The organism is Magnetospirillum sp. ME-1, assembly GCF_002105535.1.
Lineage (GTDB): Bacteria > Pseudomonadota > Alphaproteobacteria > Rhodospirillales > Magnetospirillaceae > Phaeospirillum.
The window spans coordinates 1,834,866-1,854,944 of record NZ_CP015848.1; the positions used below are offsets into that span (position 1 = coordinate 1,834,866).

Annotated in this window: 18 protein-coding genes and 1 tRNA gene; 9 read left to right on the plus strand and 10 right to left on the minus strand. The window is 66.0% G+C overall.

The features are described 5' to 3' along the window. Positions 1-156 precede the first annotated feature (156 nt). The 3 genes from WV31_RS08605 (at position 157) to WV31_RS08615 (ending at position 1,135) form a co-directional block, all read left to right on the plus strand. A tRNA-Val gene (locus tag WV31_RS08605) sits at positions 157-231 on the plus strand. Between the two features lie 119 nt (positions 232-350). Beyond that, a complete protein-coding gene (locus tag WV31_RS08610) occupies positions 351-824 on the plus strand; it encodes a hypothetical protein (RefSeq protein WP_085373164.1) in 474 nt (157 codons plus the stop codon). 80 nt (positions 825-904) lie between these two features. Beyond that, entirely contained in the window at positions 905-1,135 is a 231-nt protein-coding gene (locus tag WV31_RS08615) for a TraR/DksA C4-type zinc finger protein (protein WP_085373165.1), read from the plus strand. 51 nt (positions 1,136-1,186) lie between these two features. Here the strand turns inward: WV31_RS08615 and WV31_RS22025 are convergent, their stop codons facing one another. The 4 genes from WV31_RS22025 to WV31_RS08630 form a co-directional block, all read right to left on the minus strand. Next, positions 1,187-1,360, minus strand: a complete 174-nt coding sequence (locus tag WV31_RS22025; RefSeq protein WP_168185884.1) for a hypothetical protein — start codon at positions 1,358-1,360, stop codon at positions 1,187-1,189. Between the two features lie 228 nt (positions 1,361-1,588). Beyond that, positions 1,589-2,863 (minus strand): NAD(P)/FAD-dependent oxidoreductase, encoded by a 1,275-nt coding sequence (locus WV31_RS08620; RefSeq protein ID WP_085373166.1) that lies wholly within the window; start codon positions 2,861-2,863, stop codon positions 1,589-1,591. After that, positions 2,860-3,153, minus strand: a complete 294-nt coding sequence (locus tag WV31_RS08625; protein ID WP_237051551.1) for a c-type cytochrome — start codon at positions 3,151-3,153, stop codon at positions 2,860-2,862. The genes WV31_RS08620 and WV31_RS08625 overlap by 4 nt, the downstream gene beginning before the upstream one ends. A gap of 49 nt (positions 3,154-3,202) precedes the next feature. Then, entirely contained in the window at positions 3,203-3,571 is a 369-nt protein-coding gene (locus WV31_RS08630) for a rhodanese-like domain-containing protein (RefSeq protein WP_085375533.1), read from the minus strand. A 203-nt stretch (positions 3,572-3,774) separates the two neighbouring features. Here WV31_RS08630 and coxB point away from each other — a divergent pair, with 203 nt between their 5' ends. From coxB to WV31_RS08650, 4 genes are read left to right on the plus strand one after another with little or no spacing between them, the layout of a single operon-like run. Further along, the gene (gene coxB / locus WV31_RS08635) at positions 3,775-4,617 is read left to right on the plus strand and encodes a cytochrome c oxidase subunit II (protein WP_085373167.1); all 843 of its coding nucleotides are present in this window, start codon (positions 3,775-3,777) and stop codon (positions 4,615-4,617) included. Then, positions 4,614-6,215, plus strand: a complete 1,602-nt coding sequence (gene ctaD / locus WV31_RS08640; protein ID WP_085373168.1) for a cytochrome c oxidase subunit I — start codon at positions 4,614-4,616, stop codon at positions 6,213-6,215. The genes coxB and ctaD overlap by 4 nt, the downstream gene beginning before the upstream one ends. Positions 6,216-6,221: 6 nt before the next feature. After that, complete coding sequence (locus tag WV31_RS08645; RefSeq protein WP_085373169.1) at positions 6,222-6,773, plus strand: cytochrome c oxidase assembly protein; 552 nt, start codon at positions 6,222-6,224, stop codon at positions 6,771-6,773. Further along, on the plus strand, positions 6,770-7,585 hold the full coding sequence (locus WV31_RS08650) for a cytochrome c oxidase subunit 3 (protein ID WP_085373170.1): 816 nt from the start codon (positions 6,770-6,772) through the stop codon (positions 7,583-7,585). Before WV31_RS08645 ends, WV31_RS08650 begins: the two co-directional genes overlap by 4 nt. A 12-nt stretch (positions 7,586-7,597) precedes the next feature. Here the strand turns inward: WV31_RS08650 and WV31_RS08655 are convergent, their stop codons facing one another. The 4 genes from WV31_RS08655 to WV31_RS08670 form a co-directional block, all read right to left on the minus strand. Then, the gene (locus WV31_RS08655) at positions 7,598-8,800 is read right to left on the minus strand and encodes an EAL domain-containing response regulator (RefSeq protein WP_085373171.1); all 1,203 of its coding nucleotides are present in this window, start codon (positions 8,798-8,800) and stop codon (positions 7,598-7,600) included. Further along, a complete protein-coding gene (locus tag WV31_RS08660) occupies positions 8,797-11,391 on the minus strand; it encodes a PAS domain S-box protein (RefSeq protein WP_237051552.1) in 2,595 nt (864 codons plus the stop codon). The genes WV31_RS08655 and WV31_RS08660 overlap by 4 nt, the downstream gene beginning before the upstream one ends. Before the next feature lie 108 nt (positions 11,392-11,499). Then, positions 11,500-11,739, minus strand: coding sequence for a hypothetical protein (locus WV31_RS08665; RefSeq protein ID WP_085373172.1), 240 nt, complete (start codon positions 11,737-11,739; stop codon positions 11,500-11,502). Further along, entirely contained in the window at positions 11,739-12,506 is a 768-nt protein-coding gene (locus tag WV31_RS08670; RefSeq protein ID WP_085375535.1) for a tRNA1(Val) (adenine(37)-N6)-methyltransferase, read from the minus strand. The genes WV31_RS08665 and WV31_RS08670 overlap by 1 nt, the downstream gene beginning before the upstream one ends. Positions 12,507-12,634: 128 nt before the next feature. On the opposite strand from WV31_RS08670, the gene WV31_RS08675 reads away from it, so the two are divergent. Next, the gene (locus WV31_RS08675) at positions 12,635-13,654 is read left to right on the plus strand and encodes a polyprenyl synthetase family protein (RefSeq protein ID WP_085373173.1); all 1,020 of its coding nucleotides are present in this window, start codon (positions 12,635-12,637) and stop codon (positions 13,652-13,654) included. 5 nt (positions 13,655-13,659) lie between these two features. On the opposite strand, the gene WV31_RS08680 is transcribed toward WV31_RS08675, so the two are convergent. Both WV31_RS08680 and WV31_RS08685 read right to left on the minus strand, forming a co-directional pair. Next, positions 13,660-15,183, minus strand: a complete 1,524-nt coding sequence (locus WV31_RS08680) for a hypothetical protein (protein WP_085373174.1) — start codon at positions 15,181-15,183, stop codon at positions 13,660-13,662. Between the two features lie 232 nt (positions 15,184-15,415). After that, the gene (locus WV31_RS08685) at positions 15,416-16,396 is read right to left on the minus strand and encodes an NAD-dependent epimerase/dehydratase family protein (protein WP_085373175.1); all 981 of its coding nucleotides are present in this window, start codon (positions 16,394-16,396) and stop codon (positions 15,416-15,418) included. Positions 16,397-16,599: 203 nt separating this feature from the next. On the opposite strand from WV31_RS08685, the gene WV31_RS08690 reads away from it, so the two are divergent. Beyond that, a complete protein-coding gene (locus tag WV31_RS08690) occupies positions 16,600-20,043 on the plus strand; it encodes an indolepyruvate ferredoxin oxidoreductase family protein (RefSeq protein WP_085373176.1) in 3,444 nt (1,147 codons plus the stop codon). The last annotated feature ends 36 nt before the right edge of the window (positions 20,044-20,079 follow it).

The window sequence follows — 20,079 nt, forward strand, 5'->3', positions numbered from 1 at the left end:
CCGGCCCGTGTCATACCCCGCTCCAGGAAATCGGCGAGATTCCGCCTTGTTCATTTTCCATTGTGCAGACATTCCGGAAGGGCTTGCAATGCCCGAAGAACGACGCTAAAAGAACGTCCCTCGGCCGGACCCAACCAGCGGGACGGACCAAGACAAGGGCGGTTAGCTCAGCGGGAGAGCACTACGTTGACATCGTAGGGGTCACTGGTTCAATCCCAGTACCGCCCACCATCGAAGGCCCCAGGGAAACCTGGGGCCTTCGTCCATTTTGGCCCCCATATCAACCTTGCCTTAAGCAATCGCTGGCATGATGTGATTCTCATTATCACCGCAGAAAGCGGGGACTCATCATGGCCACCACCTCGGCAACCCACTCCAAGGCATTCCTCCAGCCCCCCGCCCCGCGCAAGTCGGGGGGTATCTGGACCAGGCCGCTGGCCCTGGCCGCCATCGTCGCTGTGGTCGCCGCGCTGGGTGCCGGGGTGCTGTGGTTCCAGCCCAAGTTCAAGAACGGCGGCGCGGCGGCCACGCCCGAAGCCTTCGCCGAGCAGATGGAGGCGGCCGCCCGCGCCGGCGGCGGAACCATTCCCCACGTCTTCGGCGGCACCATCCGCACCGAGCGCAACGGCAGCATGCTGGCCCTGGTGGCCGACAACGTGCCGCCCTCGGCCTGCGTCTCGGTGGGCTGGAAGCTGGTGCGCAAGGGCCTGCTGTCCATCAACGGCACCATGCCGCTGCGCGTCTCGGCGGCCAAGCTGTCGGACCTGTGCAATCAGGAAGAGGGCGGTGCCGTGCTCACCTGGATTCCCAAGGCGACCGAATAGGCATCCATCATAGATATTGATTCACCCCTGCCCTCCTGCCACTATATGGCGGGTTGGGCAACTCTTATGGAGTGTGGGGAATGGACGATATCGATCTGGCGGCGGAGCGTACCGACATGCTGAACGCCGCCGCCATTCAGGCGGTTCTCGGGCGGACGGAATCGGTGCTGTCCACCGGCATCTGCCGGGCTTGCAACGAAGAGATCGAGCCCGAGCGCCTTGCCGCCAATCCCTACGCCAAGCATTGCCGCGATTGCGCCGACGAGGCCGAGTCCCGCGCCCGCATGGCCCGGCGCTGCGGACCGCGCTGATTGCCTCTGTCGTGAATTGGCCCGCCCTTGCGAAGGGCGGGCCGGTATCGTTCACAGGACCAGCAGGGCGGCGCCGCCGTCCTTCTCGATTTCCCACAGATAACCGAGGGAATCGAGCGCCCGCTCCCGCGACATCAGGGAGTGGGCCTCGGGTGCGGCGATGATCGCCCAGACCCGGTCCCGGATTGCCGCCAGTTTCTCGCGGCGCGCAGCCTTCTGGCCCATGGTCGTTCACTCCTCTATGGAAGCGACTACATGGACAGAATATCCAGCTTATCCTTAACGGAACGTATCATACCGGTCGGCCTGTCAACCGACCCGCTTTGTCATCCCGAGCGCATGCGAGGGATCTCCGCCTGGGCCACGGTGCCGGTCCTGAAAAGCCATGCCAGGGCGAGATCCCTCCTCCCGGAGGTCGTCGGGATGACAGGTCGGTTCACTCGACGAGCGGTATCAACCGCCCCAGGCATCGGCACAGATGCCGGCATACCAGCCGGCGGCGTATTCCGCCTCGGCCTTGCGGGTGTGGGCGTCGGCCCCCAGGGGACTGACGCCGCCCGCCCCCGCCACGCCCGCCCGGCGGCCGTCCGCCACCTCGTAGACTCCCGCCACCGAGATGGCGTAGTCCGGCGACAGCAGGCTGTAGCAGACGTTGATGGCCTTGGGCGCGGCAAAGCCCTGCCCGGCCAGCGAGGCCGCCACCGCCGCCGCCGCGATCTTGGCCTGGTTGTTGGCCGAGGAGGCGGATTTGGGCATCTCGCCGGCGACGCAGGCATCGCCGATCACGTGGATGCCGGGCACGCGCCGGGATTCGAAGGTGGCCGGGTCCACCGGACAGAAGCCGCCGGCATCGGCCAGTCCGGCGGCGATGGCGATGGCCCCGGCCTCCTGGGGCGGAATGACGTTGGCCAGCGCCGGGGTGAAGCGGTCGAAATCGGTCTCCACCCAGCCTTCGGCGGCGTTGACCCGCATGACCCGTCCGTTGGCCGCCCCCGACACCCATTCGACCATGTCGCCGTAGAGCGCCTTCCAGCCTTCCTGGAACAGCGCCTGCTTGGAGAACGAATCCTTGGCATCGAGGATCAGAACCTTGCACCCCTTTCGGTGCTGCGACAGGTACCAGGCGATCAGCCCAGCCCGCTCGTAAGGCCCGGGCGGGCAGCGGAAGGGATTGCCCGGGCTGGCGATGACCACCACCCCACCATCCTCCACCGCCTCGAGACGGCGGCGCAGCAGGGCGGTCTGCGCACCCGCCTTCCAGGCATGGGGCATGGCCTGGGCGGCCGCCTCGTCATAGCCCTCGATCTCGTTCCAGCGAAGACCGATGCCGGGCGAGACGATCAGCCGGTCATAGGCCAGCCGCCCGCCAGACGCCAGCCGCAGCGACCGTCGGTCGGCCTCGATGGCGGTGACGGTATCGCGGACCACCTGAATACCGAACCGCGAGCGTAGTTGATCGTAGCCGTGCTCCAGGCGCGACAGCGGCCATAGCCCGCCGACCACTCCGTTGGACCCCGGACAGGTGACATGGACGGAATCGGGCTCGACCAGGGTAATCCTCAGCCCCGGCAGGGCGCGGCGGAGCGCACGAGCCGCCGTCGCGCCGCCGAAGCCGCCGCCGACGACGACCACCGAGGCCGCCGCCTCTCCCCGCGCCAGGGCAGGCGCCGACAGCAGCGCCGCCCCGCCGCCGGCCAGCAAGGCCCGCCGGGAAAGCGGCGCGGTCATGGCGCCTCCTTGGCGGCCAACTCGCCGGCGATGGCCCCCAGCTGCTCGCGCGAATAGCCCTTGGCGATGCGGTCCATGATGGTGGCCGCCCGCCCGCCGTCGCGGAAAGCCAGCAGCATGCGCAGCAACTCCCCGGCCGGACGGCCGGACAGACCGGGAATGGAGGAATGAATTTCCGGAGAATGACAGGCCATGCAGGTGTCGGCCATGACCCGTGCGCCACCATCGGCCCGCACCGGCGGCGCGGCGGCGATGATCATCAGGGTCGTGAAGGCGGCAACGCGGCGCACGAAAAATCCCCCTTTGCGGGGGACAGTCTATCGCGGCTTCCCACGCCTGTCAGCGTCCCGGTACGGTGGGCCCGCCCGAAGCCTTCCAGCCCAGGATGCCGCCCTGCATGCGGTTGATCTCGCCGTCCCAGCCGGCGGCCAGCAGTTTCTCGGTGGCGGTGCCGCACCGAACGCCGCTGCGGCAGTGGATCACCAGGCGCTTGCCCTCCTCCGGCTTGGGCATGCGGGCCGGATCGAAGGTTGACAGCGGCAGGTTGACGGAGCCGGCGATGGCCTCGGCGGCGTATTCATCGGGCTCGCGCACGTCCACCAGAAGGATGGAACCCGCCTCCCACCACAGGCGAATCTGCGAGGGGTCCACCACATGGACCTTGTCGCTGGCGGGCGAGGAGGAAAGACCGAAAAGCCGCGAAAGCATGCCGCACATCCCACTTTTATCAGGTGATGCGAATGTAAGTTTTTCCCAGGCGGATTCAAGCCCAATCCACCTTTTTTGCCCGAGGGTCTTGGAATGATGGAACGGCAACCCCACTAATTAGAATGACTTTCAGGCGCAGTATTTCATCCGCGAGTGGGAATTCTTTTTTGCGGATGAGACGACGGCAGGGAGGGACATTCGACATGAACAGGTCCATTCTGGCCCTATCAGCGGCGGCCGCTTTCATCGGTGTCATACCGGTGGCCCTGGCCGGGGAGCCGCAACCCTGGGCCCTATCGTTCCAGCACGCGGTCACGCCCACCATGGAACGCATCGCCTCGCTGGCGACCTTCATCAACGGCGTCATCGTCGGCATCACCATCCTGGTATCGGGGCTGCTGCTCTATGCCTGCACAAGGTTCAGGGCCGACCGCAATCCCAAGCCGGCCACCTGGTCGCACAACACGCCCCTGGAGGTGGTCTGGACGGCCATACCGGCGGTGATCCTGCTGCTGATCGCCATTCCGTCGTTCCGGCTGCTCTACTTCATGGACAAGGTCCAGGACGCCGACATGACGCTGAAGATCGTCGGCCACCAGTGGTACTGGACCTACGAATATCCGGATCACGACTTCAAGTTCGACAGCAACATGGTGCAGACCGAGGACTTAAAACCCGGCCAGCCCCGTTTGCTCACCGCCGACAATACCATGGTGGTGCCGGTGGGCGTGCCCATCCGCCTGCAGATGACCGCCGACGACGTCATTCATTCCTGGTCGGTCCCCGCCTTCGGGGTCAAGACCGACACGGTGCCCGGCCGCCTCAACGAAACCTGGGTCCAGGTGGACAAGGCGGGCGAGTATCACGGCCAGTGTTCCCAGCTGTGCGGCGTCAACCACGGTTTCATGCCCATTCACGTGAAGGCCGTGCCCAAGGAGGAGTTCCTGGCCTGGGTCGCCCAGGCCAAGACCAAATTCGCCCGCATCGACGGCACCCGTCCCCCGACCGCCGTCGCGCTCGCCACCAGAGGGGAGGACCGGCCATGAGCACCACAGCGATGCATGAGGACCACGGCCACGCCCAGCCCCACGGCTGGCGCCGCTGGCTCTATTCCACCAACCACAAGGACATCGGGACGCTGTACCTGATCTTCTCGGTCGTCGCCGGACTGATCGGCGGGGCCATGAGCGTGATCATCCGCATGCAGTTGGCCCATCCGGGCGGTACCGTCTTCGGCGGCGACTGGCACATGTACAACGTGTTCGTCACCGCCCACGCCCTGACCATGGTGTTCTTCACGGTGATGCCCGCCCTGATCGGCGGCTTCGGCAACTGGTTCGTGCCGCTGATGATCGGCGCGCCGGACATGGCCTTTCCCCGCCTCAACAACATCAGCTTCTGGCTGCTGCCCCCCGCCTTCATCATGATGCTGCTGTCCATGTACGAAGGCGCGGGCGCGGGCACCGGCTGGACGCTGTATCCGCCGCTTTCCACCACCTATCACCCCGACGCCTCGGTGGACTTCGCCATCCTGGGCCTGCATCTGGCGGGCATCAGCTCGGTGCTGGGCGCCATCAACTTCATCTGCACCATCCTCAACATGCGCGCACCCGGCATGACCATGCACCGCATGCCGCTGTTCGTCTGGGCCATGCTGGTCACCGCCTTCCTGCTGCTGCTGTCCATTCCGGTGCTGGCCGGCGCTCTGACCATGCTGCTCACCGACCGCAATTTCGGCACCACCTTCTTCGCGCCTTCCGGCGGCGGCGATCCGCTGCTGTACCAGCATCTGTTCTGGTTCTTCGGGCACCCGGAAGTCTACATCATGATCCTGCCGGCCTTCGGCATCATCAGCCACATCATCGCCACCTTCTCGAAGAAGCCGGTGTTCGGCTATCTCGGCATGGCCTACGCCATGGTGGCCATTGGCTTCGTCGGCTTCGTGGTGTGGGCGCACCACATGTTCACCACGGGCCTCAACGTGGACACGCGGGCCTACTTCACCGCCGCCACCCTGGTCATCGCGGTGCCCACCGGCATCAAGGTGTTCAGCTGGATCGCCACCATGTGGGGCGGCTCCATCACCTTCCGGGTTCCCATGATGTGGGCGGTGGGCTTCGTCTTCCTGTTCACCATGGGCGGCGTCACCGGCGTGGTGCTGGCCAACAATCCGGTGGACGTCACCCTGCACGACACCTACTACGTGGTGGCCCATTTCCACTATGTGCTGAGCCTGGGCGCCGTGTTCGCCATCTTCGCCGGCTTCTACTACTGGATCGGCAAGATGAGCGGCCACCAGTACCCGGAGACGCTCGGCAAGATCCATTTCTGGCTGACCTTCGTCGGCGTCAACATCGCCTTCTTCCCGCAGCATTTCCTGGGCGCCCAGGGCATGCCGCGCCGTGTTCCCGACTACCCCGACGCCTTCGCCGGATGGAACACCGTGTCGTCCATCGGCGCCTACATCGCCTTTGCCGGCACGCTGTTCTTCCTGGTGGTGGTGTGGCGCACCTTCTCTTCGGCCAAGGCGGTGGAAGCCAATCCCTGGGGATCGGGCGCCACCACGCTGGAATGGTCGGTGAGCTCGCCGCCGCCGCTGCACAGCTTCGACGATCTGCCCCATATCGGCACTCCGGCGGAGTAAGCCGAGATGGACCGGCAGCGCAGGACCCAAGCGACCCTGGCGGGACTGGTGGTGATCATCGCCGCCATGATCGGGCTGGTGATCGGCAGCGTGCCGCTCTACCGGGCGTTCTGCCAGTTCGCCGGCATCGGCGGCCCGCCGCGGCAGGTGGCGGCGGACTCCGCCTCCCCCGCCGGCAAGACGGTAACGGTGCGGTTCGACGCCTCAGTGGCCAAGGGCCTGCAATGGCGGTTTGCCCCCCAGGTACGCGAGATGAAGGTACGGCTCGGCGAGGATACCCTGGCGGTGTTCACCGCCACCAACCTCTCGGACCGCCCCATCACCGGCAACGCGGTGTTCAACGCCACGCCCGACAAGATCGGCAAATACGTGGCCAAGATCCAGTGCTTCTGCTTCACCGAGCAGACCCTGCAACCGGGCCAGAGCGTCGACATGGCGGTGAGCTTCGTGCTCGACCCCGCCATGGGAGCCGACATCCACACCAGCGAGGTCGGCACCGTCACCCTGTCCTACACCTTCTTCCAAGCCAACGTTTCTGACGAAAGAGGACGGTCATGAGCCACGCCCACGCCACTCCCCGCGCTTCGTCGCCCCCCCACCCCTTCCATCTGGTCGATCCCAGTCCCTGGCCCCTGGTCGGGTCCGTTTCGGCCCTGGTGCTGGTCTATGGCGCCGTGGACTGGTTTCGCAACCACGCCCACACCACCGTCATGCTGATCGGGCTGGCCATGGTGGCCTTCACCATGTTCGGCTGGTGGCGCGACATCTTCCGCGAGGCCCGGTCCGGCCACGCCCATTCGGACGAGGTCTGCCACGGCCTGCGCATGGGCATGAGCCTGTTCATCGCCTCCGAGGTGATGTTCTTCGTCGCCTTCTTCTGGGCCTATTTCCACTCGGCGCTCGGCGTCGCCCCCATGGTGAGCCAATGGCCGCCGGCCGGCATCCAGACGCTGGAGACCTGGCACATCCCCTTCATCAACACCCTGATCCTGATGAGCTCGGGCGTGACGCTGACCAAGGCCCATCACGCGCTGCGCCATGACGAGCGCGGCGCCACCAAGGCCTGGCTGCTGGTGACCATCGCTCTCGGCGTTCTGTTCCTGTCCCTGCAGGTCCATGAATACGGCCAGGCCATGTTCGCCTTCACCGACGGCATCTACCCATCGGTATTCTACATGGCCACCGGGTTCCACGGCTTCCACGTCTTCGTCGGCGTGTGCTTCCTCACCGTCTGCCTGCACCGGGTGCGGGCGGGCGACTTCACGCCGGCCAAGCATGTGGGCTTCGAGGCGGCCGCGTGGTACTGGCACTTCGTGGACGTGGTCTGGGTCTTCCTGTTCATCTGGGTCTACTGGTGGGGCAACGGCTGAAGATGATCAGCCTCAGGCCTCCGGCCAGCTGAACGCATCGGCGGCGCAGGGCCGTCCCAGCAGATAGCCCTGCACCTCGTCGCATCCAAGACGGCACACCATGTCCATCTGCTCCTCGGTCTCTATGCCCTCGGCCACCACCTTGAGGCCGAGGCGATGTCCCAGTTGGATGGAGCTCTCGACGATGGCCCTGGCCCCTTCCTCGGCCAGGGCCTTGGCGACGAAGGACTGGTCCACCTTCAATTCGGTGAAGGGCCCCTGCTGCAATTGCTTGAGCGACGAATAGCCGGTGCCGAAATCGTCGATGGACAGGCCGAAGCGGCGCATGCGCAGCCGGGTCAGGATGTCCAGCTGGGCGGTGAAATCGCCGGCCAGGGCGGTTTCGGTGATTTCGATGATGATCTTCTCGGGCGGAATCTCGTAATCACGGGCGATGTCCACCAGGGCGTCGGGCAGATCGAGGTTGTGCAGCATGTGGGGCGACAGGTTGAGCGCCACCCGGGGCGAGAATCCGGCCTTGCGCCAATTGCGGCAATGCGCCAGGGCCTGACGGATCACCGAATCGGTCAGGCGGTCGATCATCCCTTCCCGCTCGGCCAGTCCGATGAAGCGGTCCGGCCCCACCATGCCGTGGTCCGGGTGGAGCCAGCGGGCCAGAACCTCCGCCCCCAGAATCCGCCGGCTCCTGGCGCAGAACTTGGCCTGGAACCAGGGCACCACATGGCCGTCGTCGAGCGCCAGACCCAGGGCCGCGGTATCGGGATGGTAGCGATCCGGCGCCCGCGCCACCACGCTGGGGCGGATGGGGGCCCGGGCGGCGGCCAGGATGTCGTAGACCGCCGACAATTCGCCGACGCCGAAGGGCTTGTGCAGCGCTCCGGCCACCTTCAGTCCGCGGGATTCCGCCAGTCGCCGGGCCGCCTCGATCACGTCGGCGTCGTAGCCGCTCATCAAGACCAGATGGGCGCCGGAATTGTTGTCGGCGAGAAAGCGGATGATTTCCACGCCATCCATTCCCGGCATGGCGAGATCGAGGAAGATGCCGTGCAGATCCACCGAATAGCGGCAGGCGAAATCCTCGAAATTGTCGCACCAGGTCGCCTTGAAGCCCATGTCGGTCCCGACGTCGGCGACGAACTCGCACATGTCGCGTTCATCGTCGAGGATGAGCACCGGCAGTGACGGTGGTGAATCGAGATTTTGATCTACGGTCATCGCGTCCTCACACGGTCATCGAGGGCCTTTCTCACGGCCCTGGCCAGGTCCGCCTTGCTGTAGGGCTTTGGCAGAATGTCGCCATGCCCGCCCTTGTGCTCCGCGGCATAGCCGGTGAAACCCGAGGTCAGCAGAACGGCGCAGCCATGCCCCATCTCGCGGGCGCTTCGCTCCAGCCCGTAACCATCCAGGCCGTGGGGCATCACCACGTCGGTGAACAGCAGGTCGATGGCGGGATCATGGCGCAGCGCGGACAGCGCCTCGGCGGCATCGCCCGGAATGCTCACGCGGTAGCCCAGCTCCTTCAGGAACTCGCCGGCGATTTCGGCCAGATGGGGTTCGTCATCCACGATCAGGACATGCTCGGTCCCGGTGGGTAAGGCTTCGGCGGAAAGGTCCGGGGTCGCCTCGGCCGCCGCCACGCTGGACGCCTTGGGCAGATACAGGCGGAAGGTGGTGCCGATCCCGGGCTCCGAATAGACCCGGATATGGCCGCCCGAGCGCTTGGCGAAGCCATAGGCCATGGCCAGACCCAGCCCGGTGCCCTTGCCGCGTTCCTTGGTGGTGAAGAACGGCTCGAAGATGCGGTCGACGATGTCCTTGGGAATTCCCGTGCCCGTATCGCTGATCGACACCAGGGCATAGCGCCCCGGCGTGATGTTGGGATCAATGCGGCAATATTCGCTATCGACCACCACATTGGCGGTCTCGATGCTCAGCATTCCACCGTTGGGCATGGCGTCGCGGGCGTTGAGGCAAAGATTGAGCAGGCAGTCCTCGAACTCGCTGCGGTTGATGTCCGCCTGCCAGCACTCGGTGGCCAGCTGGGTCCGTACCTCGATCACCCTGGTGAGCGATCGCTGGATCATCTCCTGCATGCCGGCCACCGCCTCGTTGAGGTCGGTGAGGCTCTTGCCCTGGGCCTTGGGGTCCTGGCGCGAAAAGGACAGCAGGCGCCGCGTCAGGTCGGCGCCCCGCCGGGCGCTGCGCAGCGCGGTGTCAACCCGCCGCTGACACGCGTCATTGCCCTGGACGGCGCGCTCCAGCAGTTCCAGATTCCCTGTAATGATGCCGAGCAAGTTGTTGAAATCGTGGGCTATGCCTCCGGTCAGCTGGCCGACCGCCTCCATCTTCTGGGACCGGCGCAGCGCCGTCTCGGTCATCTTCTGCTCGGAAATATCGCGGATGAAGGCGGTGAACAATCCATGGTCCGGCAGATGGGTGATGGTCAGTTCCAGGGGAATCTCGTGCCCATCGGCATGCAGCCCATTCATTTCCAGGCGCTTGCCCAAAACGGTGGCCCCATGCCCTTCGGCGACCCGCAACAGGCCGCGCCGGTGGGCTTCGCGATGGGCCTCGGGAATGATCAGTTCGGCAACCTCCTGGCCAACGGCATCGGACGACCGGCGGCCGAAGATGCGTTCGGCGGCGGGGTTGAACTCCACCACCATGCCTGAACGGTCGATGGTGACGATGGCGTCCAGGGCCGCATCGAGGATGCTGCTCTTGATCTGCTCGCTGGCCTCCAGGGCGCGGCGGGTGGCGGTGACGTCGCTGATGTCGCGGAAGGTCACCACGGCGCCGATCAGGTCTCCCTCCTTGACGATGGCGGTCGAGCCGTAATGCACGGGAAAGCTGGACCCATCCCGGCGCCAGAACCACTCGCCCTCGACCGAGCAATCCTCGCCGGTGGACAGGGTGCGGGCCAGGGGGCATTCCGTGCTGGGGTATTCGCTGCCGTCCGGGTGGGTGTGGTGGATGAGCGGATGCAGGCTCCGGCCCAGCATCTCCCAGGGGGCATAGCCCAGCATGCCGGAGGCCGCCGGATTGGCGAAGGTGACCGCCCCGTTCCGGTCCAGTCCGATGATTCCCTCGCCCATGGATTCCAGGATCAGGTGGTTGTGCTCCACGGCCGCCTGATGGTCGGCGAATTCCTGGCGCAGGCGCCGCGCCATGGGCCGGAACACCCCGAACCACGACAGGGTCAGCACCGCGATGACCAGATAGAGCCCAAGCGTGAAGCCCTGGCGCAGCCGGGCGACATTCTGGCGGCTCTCGTCCTGGTATTGCACCACCAGACGCTCGAGGCCCGGCAGCAGGGTGAGGCGTGATTTGTCGGCCAAAGCCTTCAACCGTGGCGAGGCCTGACCGATTCCCAATCCATCGGAAGACGCCAGATGCCGCACATCGGCGACAAAGGCCATCACCTCCACATCCAGCGACGGCGCTCCGCCGAAATAAAGCCGCTCCATCTCCGCGCTCATGCCGCGCGCCGAGCTTTCGCCGATCAGGCGGGCATGGCCGGCCCCCATCTCGGATCCCGCCTGGGCCAGGAGATCGGCGAACATGGTGCGATCGTCGGGATTGGAGGCGGCGGCCATCTGATAGGCCAGCGCCACCGAGCGCTGCGACAGCATGCGCTGACGCCCGGCAACGTTGATCAGCGCCCCGTCGTCGGACATATGGGAGATGAGCCAGTCCTGCGACTGATAGCCCGCCAGGGTCAACAACAGCAGCGCACCGATCACCGCGGCCTGGCGACGGTAGAGGCCCACCAGCAGATCCTGAGCGCGATACCGCGTTTCCGCCACCCGATATCCTCCCCCGTGTGGCCCCGCAGATCCGTCAGGACGACAGACGGCGCGACCGCACCGATACAAAAGGCATATTGGCTATACCAGATTATATTTCAATAAGTATTAGTACGGGCAATCGGCCCTGCCGCATGACCGGGCGGTGCGCCCGGGCTGCCAAGTGCCGCACACCCGGCATTCCACCATGGTTTCCGCCTCGGTGGATGTTCCGGCTCCGGGCTTGCGCGGCGGCGCGACCCGATCGGCCTGATCGCGGCGGCGCAGTTCCGCCAGCCGGCTCAGATATCGGAAGCCGAACCAGATGATGGCGATGACGGCAACGGTCAGCAGAATTTTTCCGAACATCAGGTCTTATCCTCCCCCCCACCCAAGGGGTCAAGGGCCGCACCGCCGCGCAGGATGGCCTGGGCCGCCGGCGTGAAGGCCCCGTCCTGGCCATGCAACACGAGTCCCGGCAGCAGCCGCAGGGGCGAGCGCACCCCCTTGCGCGCGCCGACGATCACCCGTCCGGCGGCACGATCGGCCTTGGGCCACAGGGGCAGTACGGCGATGTCGCCCACGCCCCTGCCCCGCAAGGCCGCCAGGATATCCCCCAGACGCTCGGCCCGATGGATGAGCGTGAGGCGTCCCTTGGGCCGCAGCAGCTTGACCGCCGCCTTGATCCAGCCGGCCAGGTCCAGCCCCCCTTCCTGATGGGCCATGGCGCGCGACGCGTTGGCCGCCGAAGTGCCGCTCCGCTGTGCGAAGAACGGCGGATTGGTCAGGACGTGGTCGAACTCGCCAAGACCGGGGGGCGGAGCCGCCCCATCGCCGCACAGGGGATTGAAGCGCTCCTCCATTGCGTTGAGGGCGGCATTGCGCCGCGCCAGGCCCGCCAGGCTTTCCTGCAATTCCAGGCCGGTCACCGTGGCCTGGGGGCAGCGGGCCAACAGACACAGGGCCGCGGCGCCCACCCCGCAGCCCAGGTCGAGCACGCGCTCTCCCGGCCGGGCCGGGACGGCCGCCGCCAGGAATACCGGGTCGATGGCGGCGCGATAGCCGTCACGCGGCTGGATCAGGCGCAGCCTGCCGTCCAGCAGGCGGTCCTCGGTCAGCGGATCGGTCGGTTCCATGAGATCAAGGCTCTTGATCGGGGTGAAAGACATACGCAAAAGGCGATGTAAGCTTGACCCGCTTTCCCAGGCAACACTATGTTCGTCGCGCGGGTAGGCATGCCCCGCACGGGAGGAGTTTCAGCATCGTGGCGATCGTGGTCAATTTCGAGGACGAACGTGGCAAGAAGGCGAAGAGCTTTGACGCCCTTGTCGCCCTGGTCAAGGACGACCTGGAGAAGGTCAACCGCGCCATCGTCGACCGCATGCACAGCCCGGTGGAACTGATCCCCCAACTGGCCGGACACATCATCGCCGCCGGGGGCAAGCGCCTGCGCCCGGTCCTGACCCTGGCCTCGGCCAAGCTGGCCGGTCATGCCGGCGACCGCCACATCAAGCTGGCCGCCTGCGTCGAGTTCATCCACACCGCCACCCTGCTGCACGACGACGTGGTCGACGAATCCGACCTGCGGCGCGGCCAGGCCTCGGCCAACGCCCTGTTCGGCAACAAGCCCAGCGTGCTGGTGGGCGATTTCCTGTTCTCCCGCTCGTTCGAGCTGATGGTCGAGGACGGATCGCTGTCGGTGCTGGCCATCCTGTCGCGCGCCTCCTCGGTCATCGCCGAGGGCGAGGTGCTGCAGCTGATCACCGCCAACGACACCGAGACCAGCGAGGATTCGTATCTCGAGGTCATCCGCTCCAAGACCGCCGCCCTGTTCGCCGCCGCCTGCCGCATCGGCGCGGTGGTGGCCGACCGCCCCAAGGTCGAGGAAGAGGCGCTGGAATCCTATGGCCTGAACTTAGGGATAGCCTTCCAGCTGATCGACGACGTGCTGGACTATTCCGCCAAGCAGGCGGTGCTGGGCAAGACGGTGGGCGACGATTTCCGCGAAGGCAAGATCACGCTGCCGGTCATCCTGGCCTTCCGCCGGGGCGACGAGGACGAACGCACCTTCTGGCGCCGCTGCCTCGAGGACCTGGAGCAGACCGACGAGGATCTGGGCCACGCCATCAAGCTGATGGAAAAGCACGGCAGCCTGGCCGCCACCATTGCACGGGCCCGCCATTACGGCGAGATCGCCCGCGACGCCCTGGGCATCTTCCCCGACTCCCCCATCAAGCAGGCGATGATCGACGTCATCGATTTCTGCATCGACCGGGCCTATTAGAAGCCCTATTCCGCCGCCGCGAATCGGGTCTTGGGCGCCGGCAGCACGATGGCCGGGCGCGGGATATCCTTCATCAGGCCGGGGCCGTTGACCATGTCGAAGCCGCCCTGCACCACGCTGCCGACCACCCGCTTGCGCCGGGCGCTCCACAGATAGCAGCCGATACCGTCACGCACCGTCTCCTCTTGGATACGGGCCAGCACGGCGAGCAATTGCTCGTCGTCCATCTTCTCCTCGGGACGCAGTTCCGACAGGTCGAGGCCGATTTTCGACACGCCGATCTCGGCGGCCACCGACGTGCGGTGGGATGACAGCCTGGTCCGGACCAGAACCTCGCGGCACAGCCCGCCGACGAAGGACACCACCGATTCCAGTTCGGGCGTGGTGGTGCCGTCGGGAATGTGGAAGATTTCGATCACCAGCCGGGTGTTGCGGGTGTCCTGGGTCAGGTCGGAAAGGGCGAAGACCACCCCCTGGCGCTGGTCCGAGGACAGGGATTGCCATGACAGCGGCAGGATCACCGAAGGCTGCGGCACGCCCTCCTGGGCGTTGCGCGCCGCGTTGCGGATGTCGCGCACCGCCGAGTTGACCACGAAGCGATCCAGGGTGATGGCCGTCGCCACATCGCCCTCGGGATAGGCCCAACACCCCTCGACGGGATCGGCCTTGTCGTGATCGCGGCGAACCACGCGGGCGCTATAGGCCGAAATGGCTTCGCCCACCGCCACCCAGGTCGGGCGCCACACCAGGGCCAGGGCCGCACCCGGCGGAATGGGGCCGACGATGCTGGGGTCGAGATAGGCCGCCGGCTTCTTGACGCCGGTAGCCTCGATGGTCTCCCACTGCATCTCCTCCTTGCGCAGGTCGGAACCGCGATCAAGGGTCGCCCAGCCCTGGAGCGGGTCGTTGGCGGCCGGTCCGGCCTTTACCCCCTGGGTCGGCAGATATGGCAGACCGGTGGTGGAGACATTGGCCCTCACCTCGGCCACCGCCGAATGGATGCGGCCGTGATTCAGTTCCCCGTCGGCTCCGATCGCCTCGCAGACGGCGACTTCCGCCGCCAGGGCCACCGGCCGCTCCTGGCCGCCGCCCTGCTGCTGGCCATAGAGGAAGCGGCCCAGTTCCTCGACCACGGTGATGGTGCGGCGCCTTGCGTCATCGGGGCTCAGTTCGGGAAAGGCCATGATCCAGCAATCTTCGCCGTCCCGGCAGAAGGTGTTGCCCCGCCCGATATTGCGCCGCACCACCTGCTCGACGATGATCGCCACCTTATCGACCAGACGCGGCCATTTCTCGCCCACCGACTCGCGGTACTCGACCAGTGAAATCACATGCAGCTTGGCCTTGATAGTGGGATCGCGGGCGAGCATCTGCTCGAGCCATTCCGCGGCGGAGTCCACGGACGAACGGGCGGTCGGACGCGACACCTTGCCGGCGGGCGCATTGGCCGGGGCCGGCTTGTCGTCATCCCAGAGGGTCTTCAGCGATTGCGCCAGACGAACCCACACATTCCCCATGGTGGCCGACATTCTGCCCTCCCGCCCACAGTCATATCCCGTGTCGAATATACCTAAAATTACCTATTCATCCAAGAAACAAACTTTGCCGACTATTGTCGCCATATTTACCGACCTCACTCCGATGCCAAGAATCAACAAGGGTAACCACCGGCGAATACCTGCCGGCAGCGACATGCATATCAACTTGCATATAGATTGGGATGAACGGGGCTTTTGACCAGCCCCGCCCCATCAGAAAGGGTTACAGCCCGTGGTATTGCTTGTACCACGCGATGAAGTTGGGAACGCCGACGCTGATGGGCGTGGTGGGCGCGAAGCCCACGTCGCGCTGAATGGCCGAGATATCGGCATAGGTTTCCTTGACGTCGCCCGGCTGCATGGGCTGGAAGTCGTAGGTCGCCTTGCGGCCCAGCGCGCTTTCAACCAGGCCGATGAAATCCATCAGCCGTTCGGAATTGTTGTTGCCGATGTTGTAGAGGCGGTAGGGCGGGGTCTTGCCGTCATCTGCCGGCGGATTGTCCAGAACGCCGACCACGCCCGAGACGATATCGTCGATATAGGTGAAGTCGCGCCGCATGTCGCCGTTGTTGAACACCTTGATGGGCCGGCCGGCAACGATGGCGTCGGCGAACAGATAGGCGGCCATGTCGGGCCGTCCCCAGGGGCCGTAGACGGTGAAGAAACGCAAGCCGGTGGTGGGGATGCGGAACAGATGGCTGTAGGAATGGCTCATCAGTTCGCCCGAGCGCTTGGAGGCGGCATACAGCGAGATGGGGGTATCCACCCGGTCCTCGACGGAAAAGGGCAGCTTGGTATTGGCGCCGTAGACCGAGGACGAACTGGCATAGACGAAGTGGCGGCATTTGGGATTGGCGCGCGCCATCTCCAGCATCACCAGATGCCCTTCGATGTTGGAATGGGTGTAGTCGAAGGGAGCGGTCAGCGAATGGCGCACGCCGGCCTGGGCGGCGAGATTGATGTAGGCGGTCACCTCGGGACGGGACCGCGCCACCTCTTCCATGGCGGCCCGGTCGGCGATGTCGGCCTGGACAAACGAGAATCCCTCGTGCCGGCGCAGATGGTCCAGGCGGGTGTGCTTCAGCCTGACGTCATAGTAGGGGCTGATGCAATCGACGCCGAGCACCCGCTCGCCACGGGCCAGAAGGCGCAAAGAGGTGTGATAACCGATAAATCCGGCAGCGCCGGTTACAAGAATCGTCATCCCGGAGGCCCTTCATGCACAAGCGCTTTCATATAGCTTGATCGGAAGCGGAAATCATCCCCCGTATTTCGTCATGGAACCGCAATTTCCTTGCCGCCCGGACCCTGCCGCATTGCGTTCATTGCTATTTTCGCCCCGGCTCTTTCCACCGCAAGGCTCGGTCATTACCTTCAAGGCATAGGGGTGCTTTCGAGGCCGCCGTCATGACCGTCGCCACCACCGTCACCTTGGACGACAAGTACCTGCAGCAGCAGGGCAGGGTCTATCTGTCGGGTATCCAGGCGCTGGTCAGGCTGCCCATGCTGCAGCATCTGCGCGATAGGGCCGCCGGGCTGAACACCGGCGGGTTCGTGTCCGGCTATCGGGGCTCGCCCCTGGGAGGCCTCGACAAGGAATTGTGGCGGGCGGCCTCTCATCTGGAACGCCACGCCGTGCGCTTCCAACCCGGCCTCAACGAGGATCTGGCCGCCACCGCCATCTGGGGCACCCAGCAGATCGGCCTGTTCAAGGGTCCCACCCATGACGGCGTCTTCGCCATGTGGTACGGCAAGGGCCCCGGCCTCGACCGCAGCGTCGATGTGTTCAAACACGCCAATTCCGCCGGCGCCGCCCCCCATGGCGGCGTCCTGGTGCTGGCCGGCGACGATCACGGCGCCAAGTCATCGACGCTGGCGCATCAGAGCGAGCACGTCTTCATGGCCGCCCAGATGCCGGTGCTCAATCCTGCCGGGGTGCAGGAGGTTCTGGATTTCGGCCTGTTCGGCTGGGCGCTGTCGCGCTTTTCCGGCCTGTGGGTGGGCATGAAGGCCATTTCCGAGACGGTGGAAAGCTCGGCCTCGGTGACCATCGATCCCTGGCGCCAGGTGTTCGTGGCGCCGCAAGACTTCCATATGCCGCCCGGCGGCCTCAACATCCGCTGGCCCGACAAGTTCCTGGACCAGGAACACCGGCTGATGGCGCATCGCATTCCGGCGGCGCTGGCCTTCGCCAAGGCCAACCGCATCGACCGCACCATCATCGATTCGCCCAATCCCCGCTTCGGCATCGTGACGACCGGCAAGTCGTATCTGGACGTCATGCAGGCCCTGGCCGACCTTGGCATCGACGAGCGCCACGCCGCCGAGATCGGCATCCGCCTCTACAAGGTGGGCATGAGTTGGCCCCTGGAGCCGTCGGGCATCCGCGCCTTCGCCGAGGGATTGGACGAGATCCTGGTGGTGGAGGAGAAGCGGGCCTTCATCGAGGAACAGCTCAAGGCCCAGCTCTACAACTGGCGCGAAGACGTCCGCCCCCGCGTGGTGGGCGAGCACGACGAGAGCGGCGCCTGGGCCCTGCCGCCCTATGGCGAGCTGACCCCGGCCATGATCGCCCGCGTCATCGCCGCGCGCATCGGCCGCTTCTACACCTCGCTCCGGGTCAAGGAGCGCCTGGACTTCCTGGCCGACAAGGAGCGGCGGTTGGCCGCCATCCCCCAGGGCTTCACCCGCATTCCCTATTTCTGCGCCGGCTGCCCCCACAACACGTCCACCAACATCCCCGAGGGCAGCCAGGCCATGGCCGGGATCGGCTGCCACTTCATGGCCACCTGGATGGACCGCGAGACCCTGACCTACACCCATATGGGCGGCGAAGGCGCCACCTGGATCGGCCAGGCCCCCTTCACGTCGCGCACCCACATGTTCCAGAACTTAGGGGACGGCACCTACACCCATTCCGGTTCGCTGGCCATCCGCGCAGCGCTCGCCGCCGGGATCAACATCACCTACAAGATCCTCTACAACGACGCCGTGGCCATGACCGGCGGCCAGCCGGCCGAATCCGCCTTCTCGGTGGCCGCCATGGCCGCCCAGGTAAGGGCCGAGGGCGTGCGCCGCATCGCCGTGGTCTCCGACGATCCCGACAAATACCCGGCGGGCAGCTTCCCCACCGGCACCACCATTCACCATCGCGATACCCTGGATGCCTTGCAGCGAAGCTTGCGCGGGGAATCGGGGGTCAGCGTCCTGATCTACGACCAGACCTGCGCCGCCGAGAAGCGCCGCCGCCGCAAGCGCGGCCTGATGCCCGACCCGGATGAGCGCATCTTCATCAACGAGAAGGTCTGCGAGGGCTGCGGCGATTGCGGCGTGCAAAGCAATTGCGTCGCCGTGATCCCGGTCGAGACCGAATGGGGCAGGAAGCGCGCCATCGACCAGTCGTCGTGCAACAAGGACTTTTCTTGCGTCAAGGGCTTCTGCCCCAGCTTCGTCTCGGTCAAGGGCGCCCATATCCGCCGGCTGACCGGCCGGGGCGAGGCCGACATCACGGCCCTGCCCGCCCCCGTTCTTCCAGGCGCGGCCGACCCCTTTGGGATCATCGTCACCGGCATCGGCGGCACCGGCGTGGTGACCGTGGCCGAGGTGCTGGGCATGGCCGCCCATCTGGAGGGCAAGGGCGTCACCTCACTGGACCAGACCGGACTGGCCCAGAAGAACGGCGCGGTGATGAGCCATGTGCGCATCTGCGACGATCCCGCCCGCCTGCATGCCGTCCGCATCGCCGCCGGCCAACCCCGGCTGCTGCTGGCCTGCGACATGGTGGTGGCCGCCGGCTTCGACACCCTGGCCAAGCTGAAGCCGGGCAAGTCTTTCGCCGTGGTCAACCGCCACGAATCCATGCCCGCCACCTTCACCCACGCCCCCGATCTGGACTTCCCGGCGCGAAGCATGGAGGACACCATCCGGGATCAGGTGGGCGGCGACGCCGAATTCATCGAGGCCACCCGGCTGGCCACCACCCTGTTGGGCGACGCGCTGGCCACCAACATGTTCCTGGTGGGCTATGCCTGGCAGAAGGGCCGCATCCCGCTGTCCGAGGAGTCCATCCTGCGCGCGGTGGAACTGAACGGCGCCATGGTGGACTTCAATGTCCAGGCCTTCCGCTGGGGCCGTCTCGCCGCCCATGACCCGGGCGCGGTCGAGCGCCTGGCCGCGCCGCCGGTGGGCGGCAACGACCATCGCCGCCTGTCGCAAAGCCTGGACGAGTTGATCCAACGCCGGGTGGCCCATCTCACCGGTTACCAGAACGCCGCCTGGGCGTCCCGCTACCGCGCCCTGGTGGACCGGGTCAGGGCGGCGGAAAACGCCGTCCTGCCCGGGGCCGAAGCGCTGACCGAAGCCGTGGCGCGCTCGGCCGCCAAGCTGATGAGCTACAAGGACGAGTACGAGGTGGCCAGGCTCTATTCCGATCCGGCCTTCACCGCCTCGCTGAAGGAGCAGTTCGAGGATTGGAAGACGCTGGAAATCCATCTGGCGCCGCCCTTCATGGGGACGCGAAAGCGCCGCTTCGGGCCCTGGGTGCTGCGCCTGATGCCGCTGCTGTCCCACCTGAAAGGTCTGCGCGGCACGGCGTTCGATCCCTTCGGCCGCAGCGAGGAGCGCAAGCTGGAGCGCCACCTGATCGCCGAGTTCGAGAGTGCGGTCGAGACCATCCTGGCCCATCTCACCCCCGACACCCATGAGTTGGCGGTGAAGATCGCCTCGGCTCCCCGGCGCATCCGGGGTTTCGGCTCTATCAAGCTGAAGGCCGCCGCCGAAGTCCGGGCCGAGATGGAAGAGATGCGGCAGCGCCTCGCGTCACCGAAAGACGGCAGGCGGGCGGCGGAATAGCCCTTGATTCGCGCTCCGGGCCGGGTTTGACTTGGC

What these genes read in the sequence shown, in the direction of transcription:
- WV31_RS08615 (WP_085373165.1), top strand. Translation starts at nt 905, where the DNA reads ATGGACGATATCGATCTGGCGGCGGAGCGTACCGACATGCTGAACGCC.
- WV31_RS08645 (WP_085373169.1), top strand. Translation starts at nt 6,222, where the DNA reads ATGGACCGGCAGCGCAGGACCCAAGCGACCCTGGCGGGACTGGTGGTG.
- WV31_RS08670 (WP_085375535.1), bottom strand. Translation starts at nt 12,506, where the DNA reads ATGGAACCGACCGATCCGCTGACCGAGGACCGCCTGCTGGACGGCAGG.
- WV31_RS08685 (WP_085373175.1), bottom strand. Translation starts at nt 16,396, where the DNA reads ATGACGATTCTTGTAACCGGCGCTGCCGGATTTATCGGTTATCACACC.
- WV31_RS08650 (WP_085373170.1), top strand. Translation starts at nt 6,770, where the DNA reads ATGAGCCACGCCCACGCCACTCCCCGCGCTTCGTCGCCCCCCCACCCC.
- WV31_RS08690 (WP_085373176.1), top strand. Translation starts at nt 16,600, where the DNA reads ATGACCGTCGCCACCACCGTCACCTTGGACGACAAGTACCTGCAGCAG.
- WV31_RS08610 (WP_085373164.1), top strand. Translation starts at nt 351, where the DNA reads ATGGCCACCACCTCGGCAACCCACTCCAAGGCATTCCTCCAGCCCCCC.
- ctaD (WP_085373168.1), top strand. Translation starts at nt 4,614, where the DNA reads ATGAGCACCACAGCGATGCATGAGGACCACGGCCACGCCCAGCCCCAC.
- WV31_RS08665 (WP_085373172.1), bottom strand. Translation starts at nt 11,739, where the DNA reads ATGTTCGGAAAAATTCTGCTGACCGTTGCCGTCATCGCCATCATCTGG.
- WV31_RS08655 (WP_085373171.1), bottom strand. Translation starts at nt 8,800, where the DNA reads ATGACCGTAGATCAAAATCTCGATTCACCACCGTCACTGCCGGTGCTC.
- coxB (WP_085373167.1), top strand. Translation starts at nt 3,775, where the DNA reads ATGAACAGGTCCATTCTGGCCCTATCAGCGGCGGCCGCTTTCATCGGT.
- WV31_RS22025 (WP_168185884.1), bottom strand. Translation starts at nt 1,360, where the DNA reads ATGGGCCAGAAGGCTGCGCGCCGCGAGAAACTGGCGGCAATCCGGGAC.
- WV31_RS08680 (WP_085373174.1), bottom strand. Translation starts at nt 15,183, where the DNA reads ATGTCGGCCACCATGGGGAATGTGTGGGTTCGTCTGGCGCAATCGCTG.
- WV31_RS08630 (WP_085375533.1), bottom strand. Translation starts at nt 3,571, where the DNA reads ATGCTTTCGCGGCTTTTCGGTCTTTCCTCCTCGCCCGCCAGCGACAAG.
- WV31_RS08620 (WP_085373166.1), bottom strand. Translation starts at nt 2,863, where the DNA reads ATGACCGCGCCGCTTTCCCGGCGGGCCTTGCTGGCCGGCGGCGGGGCG.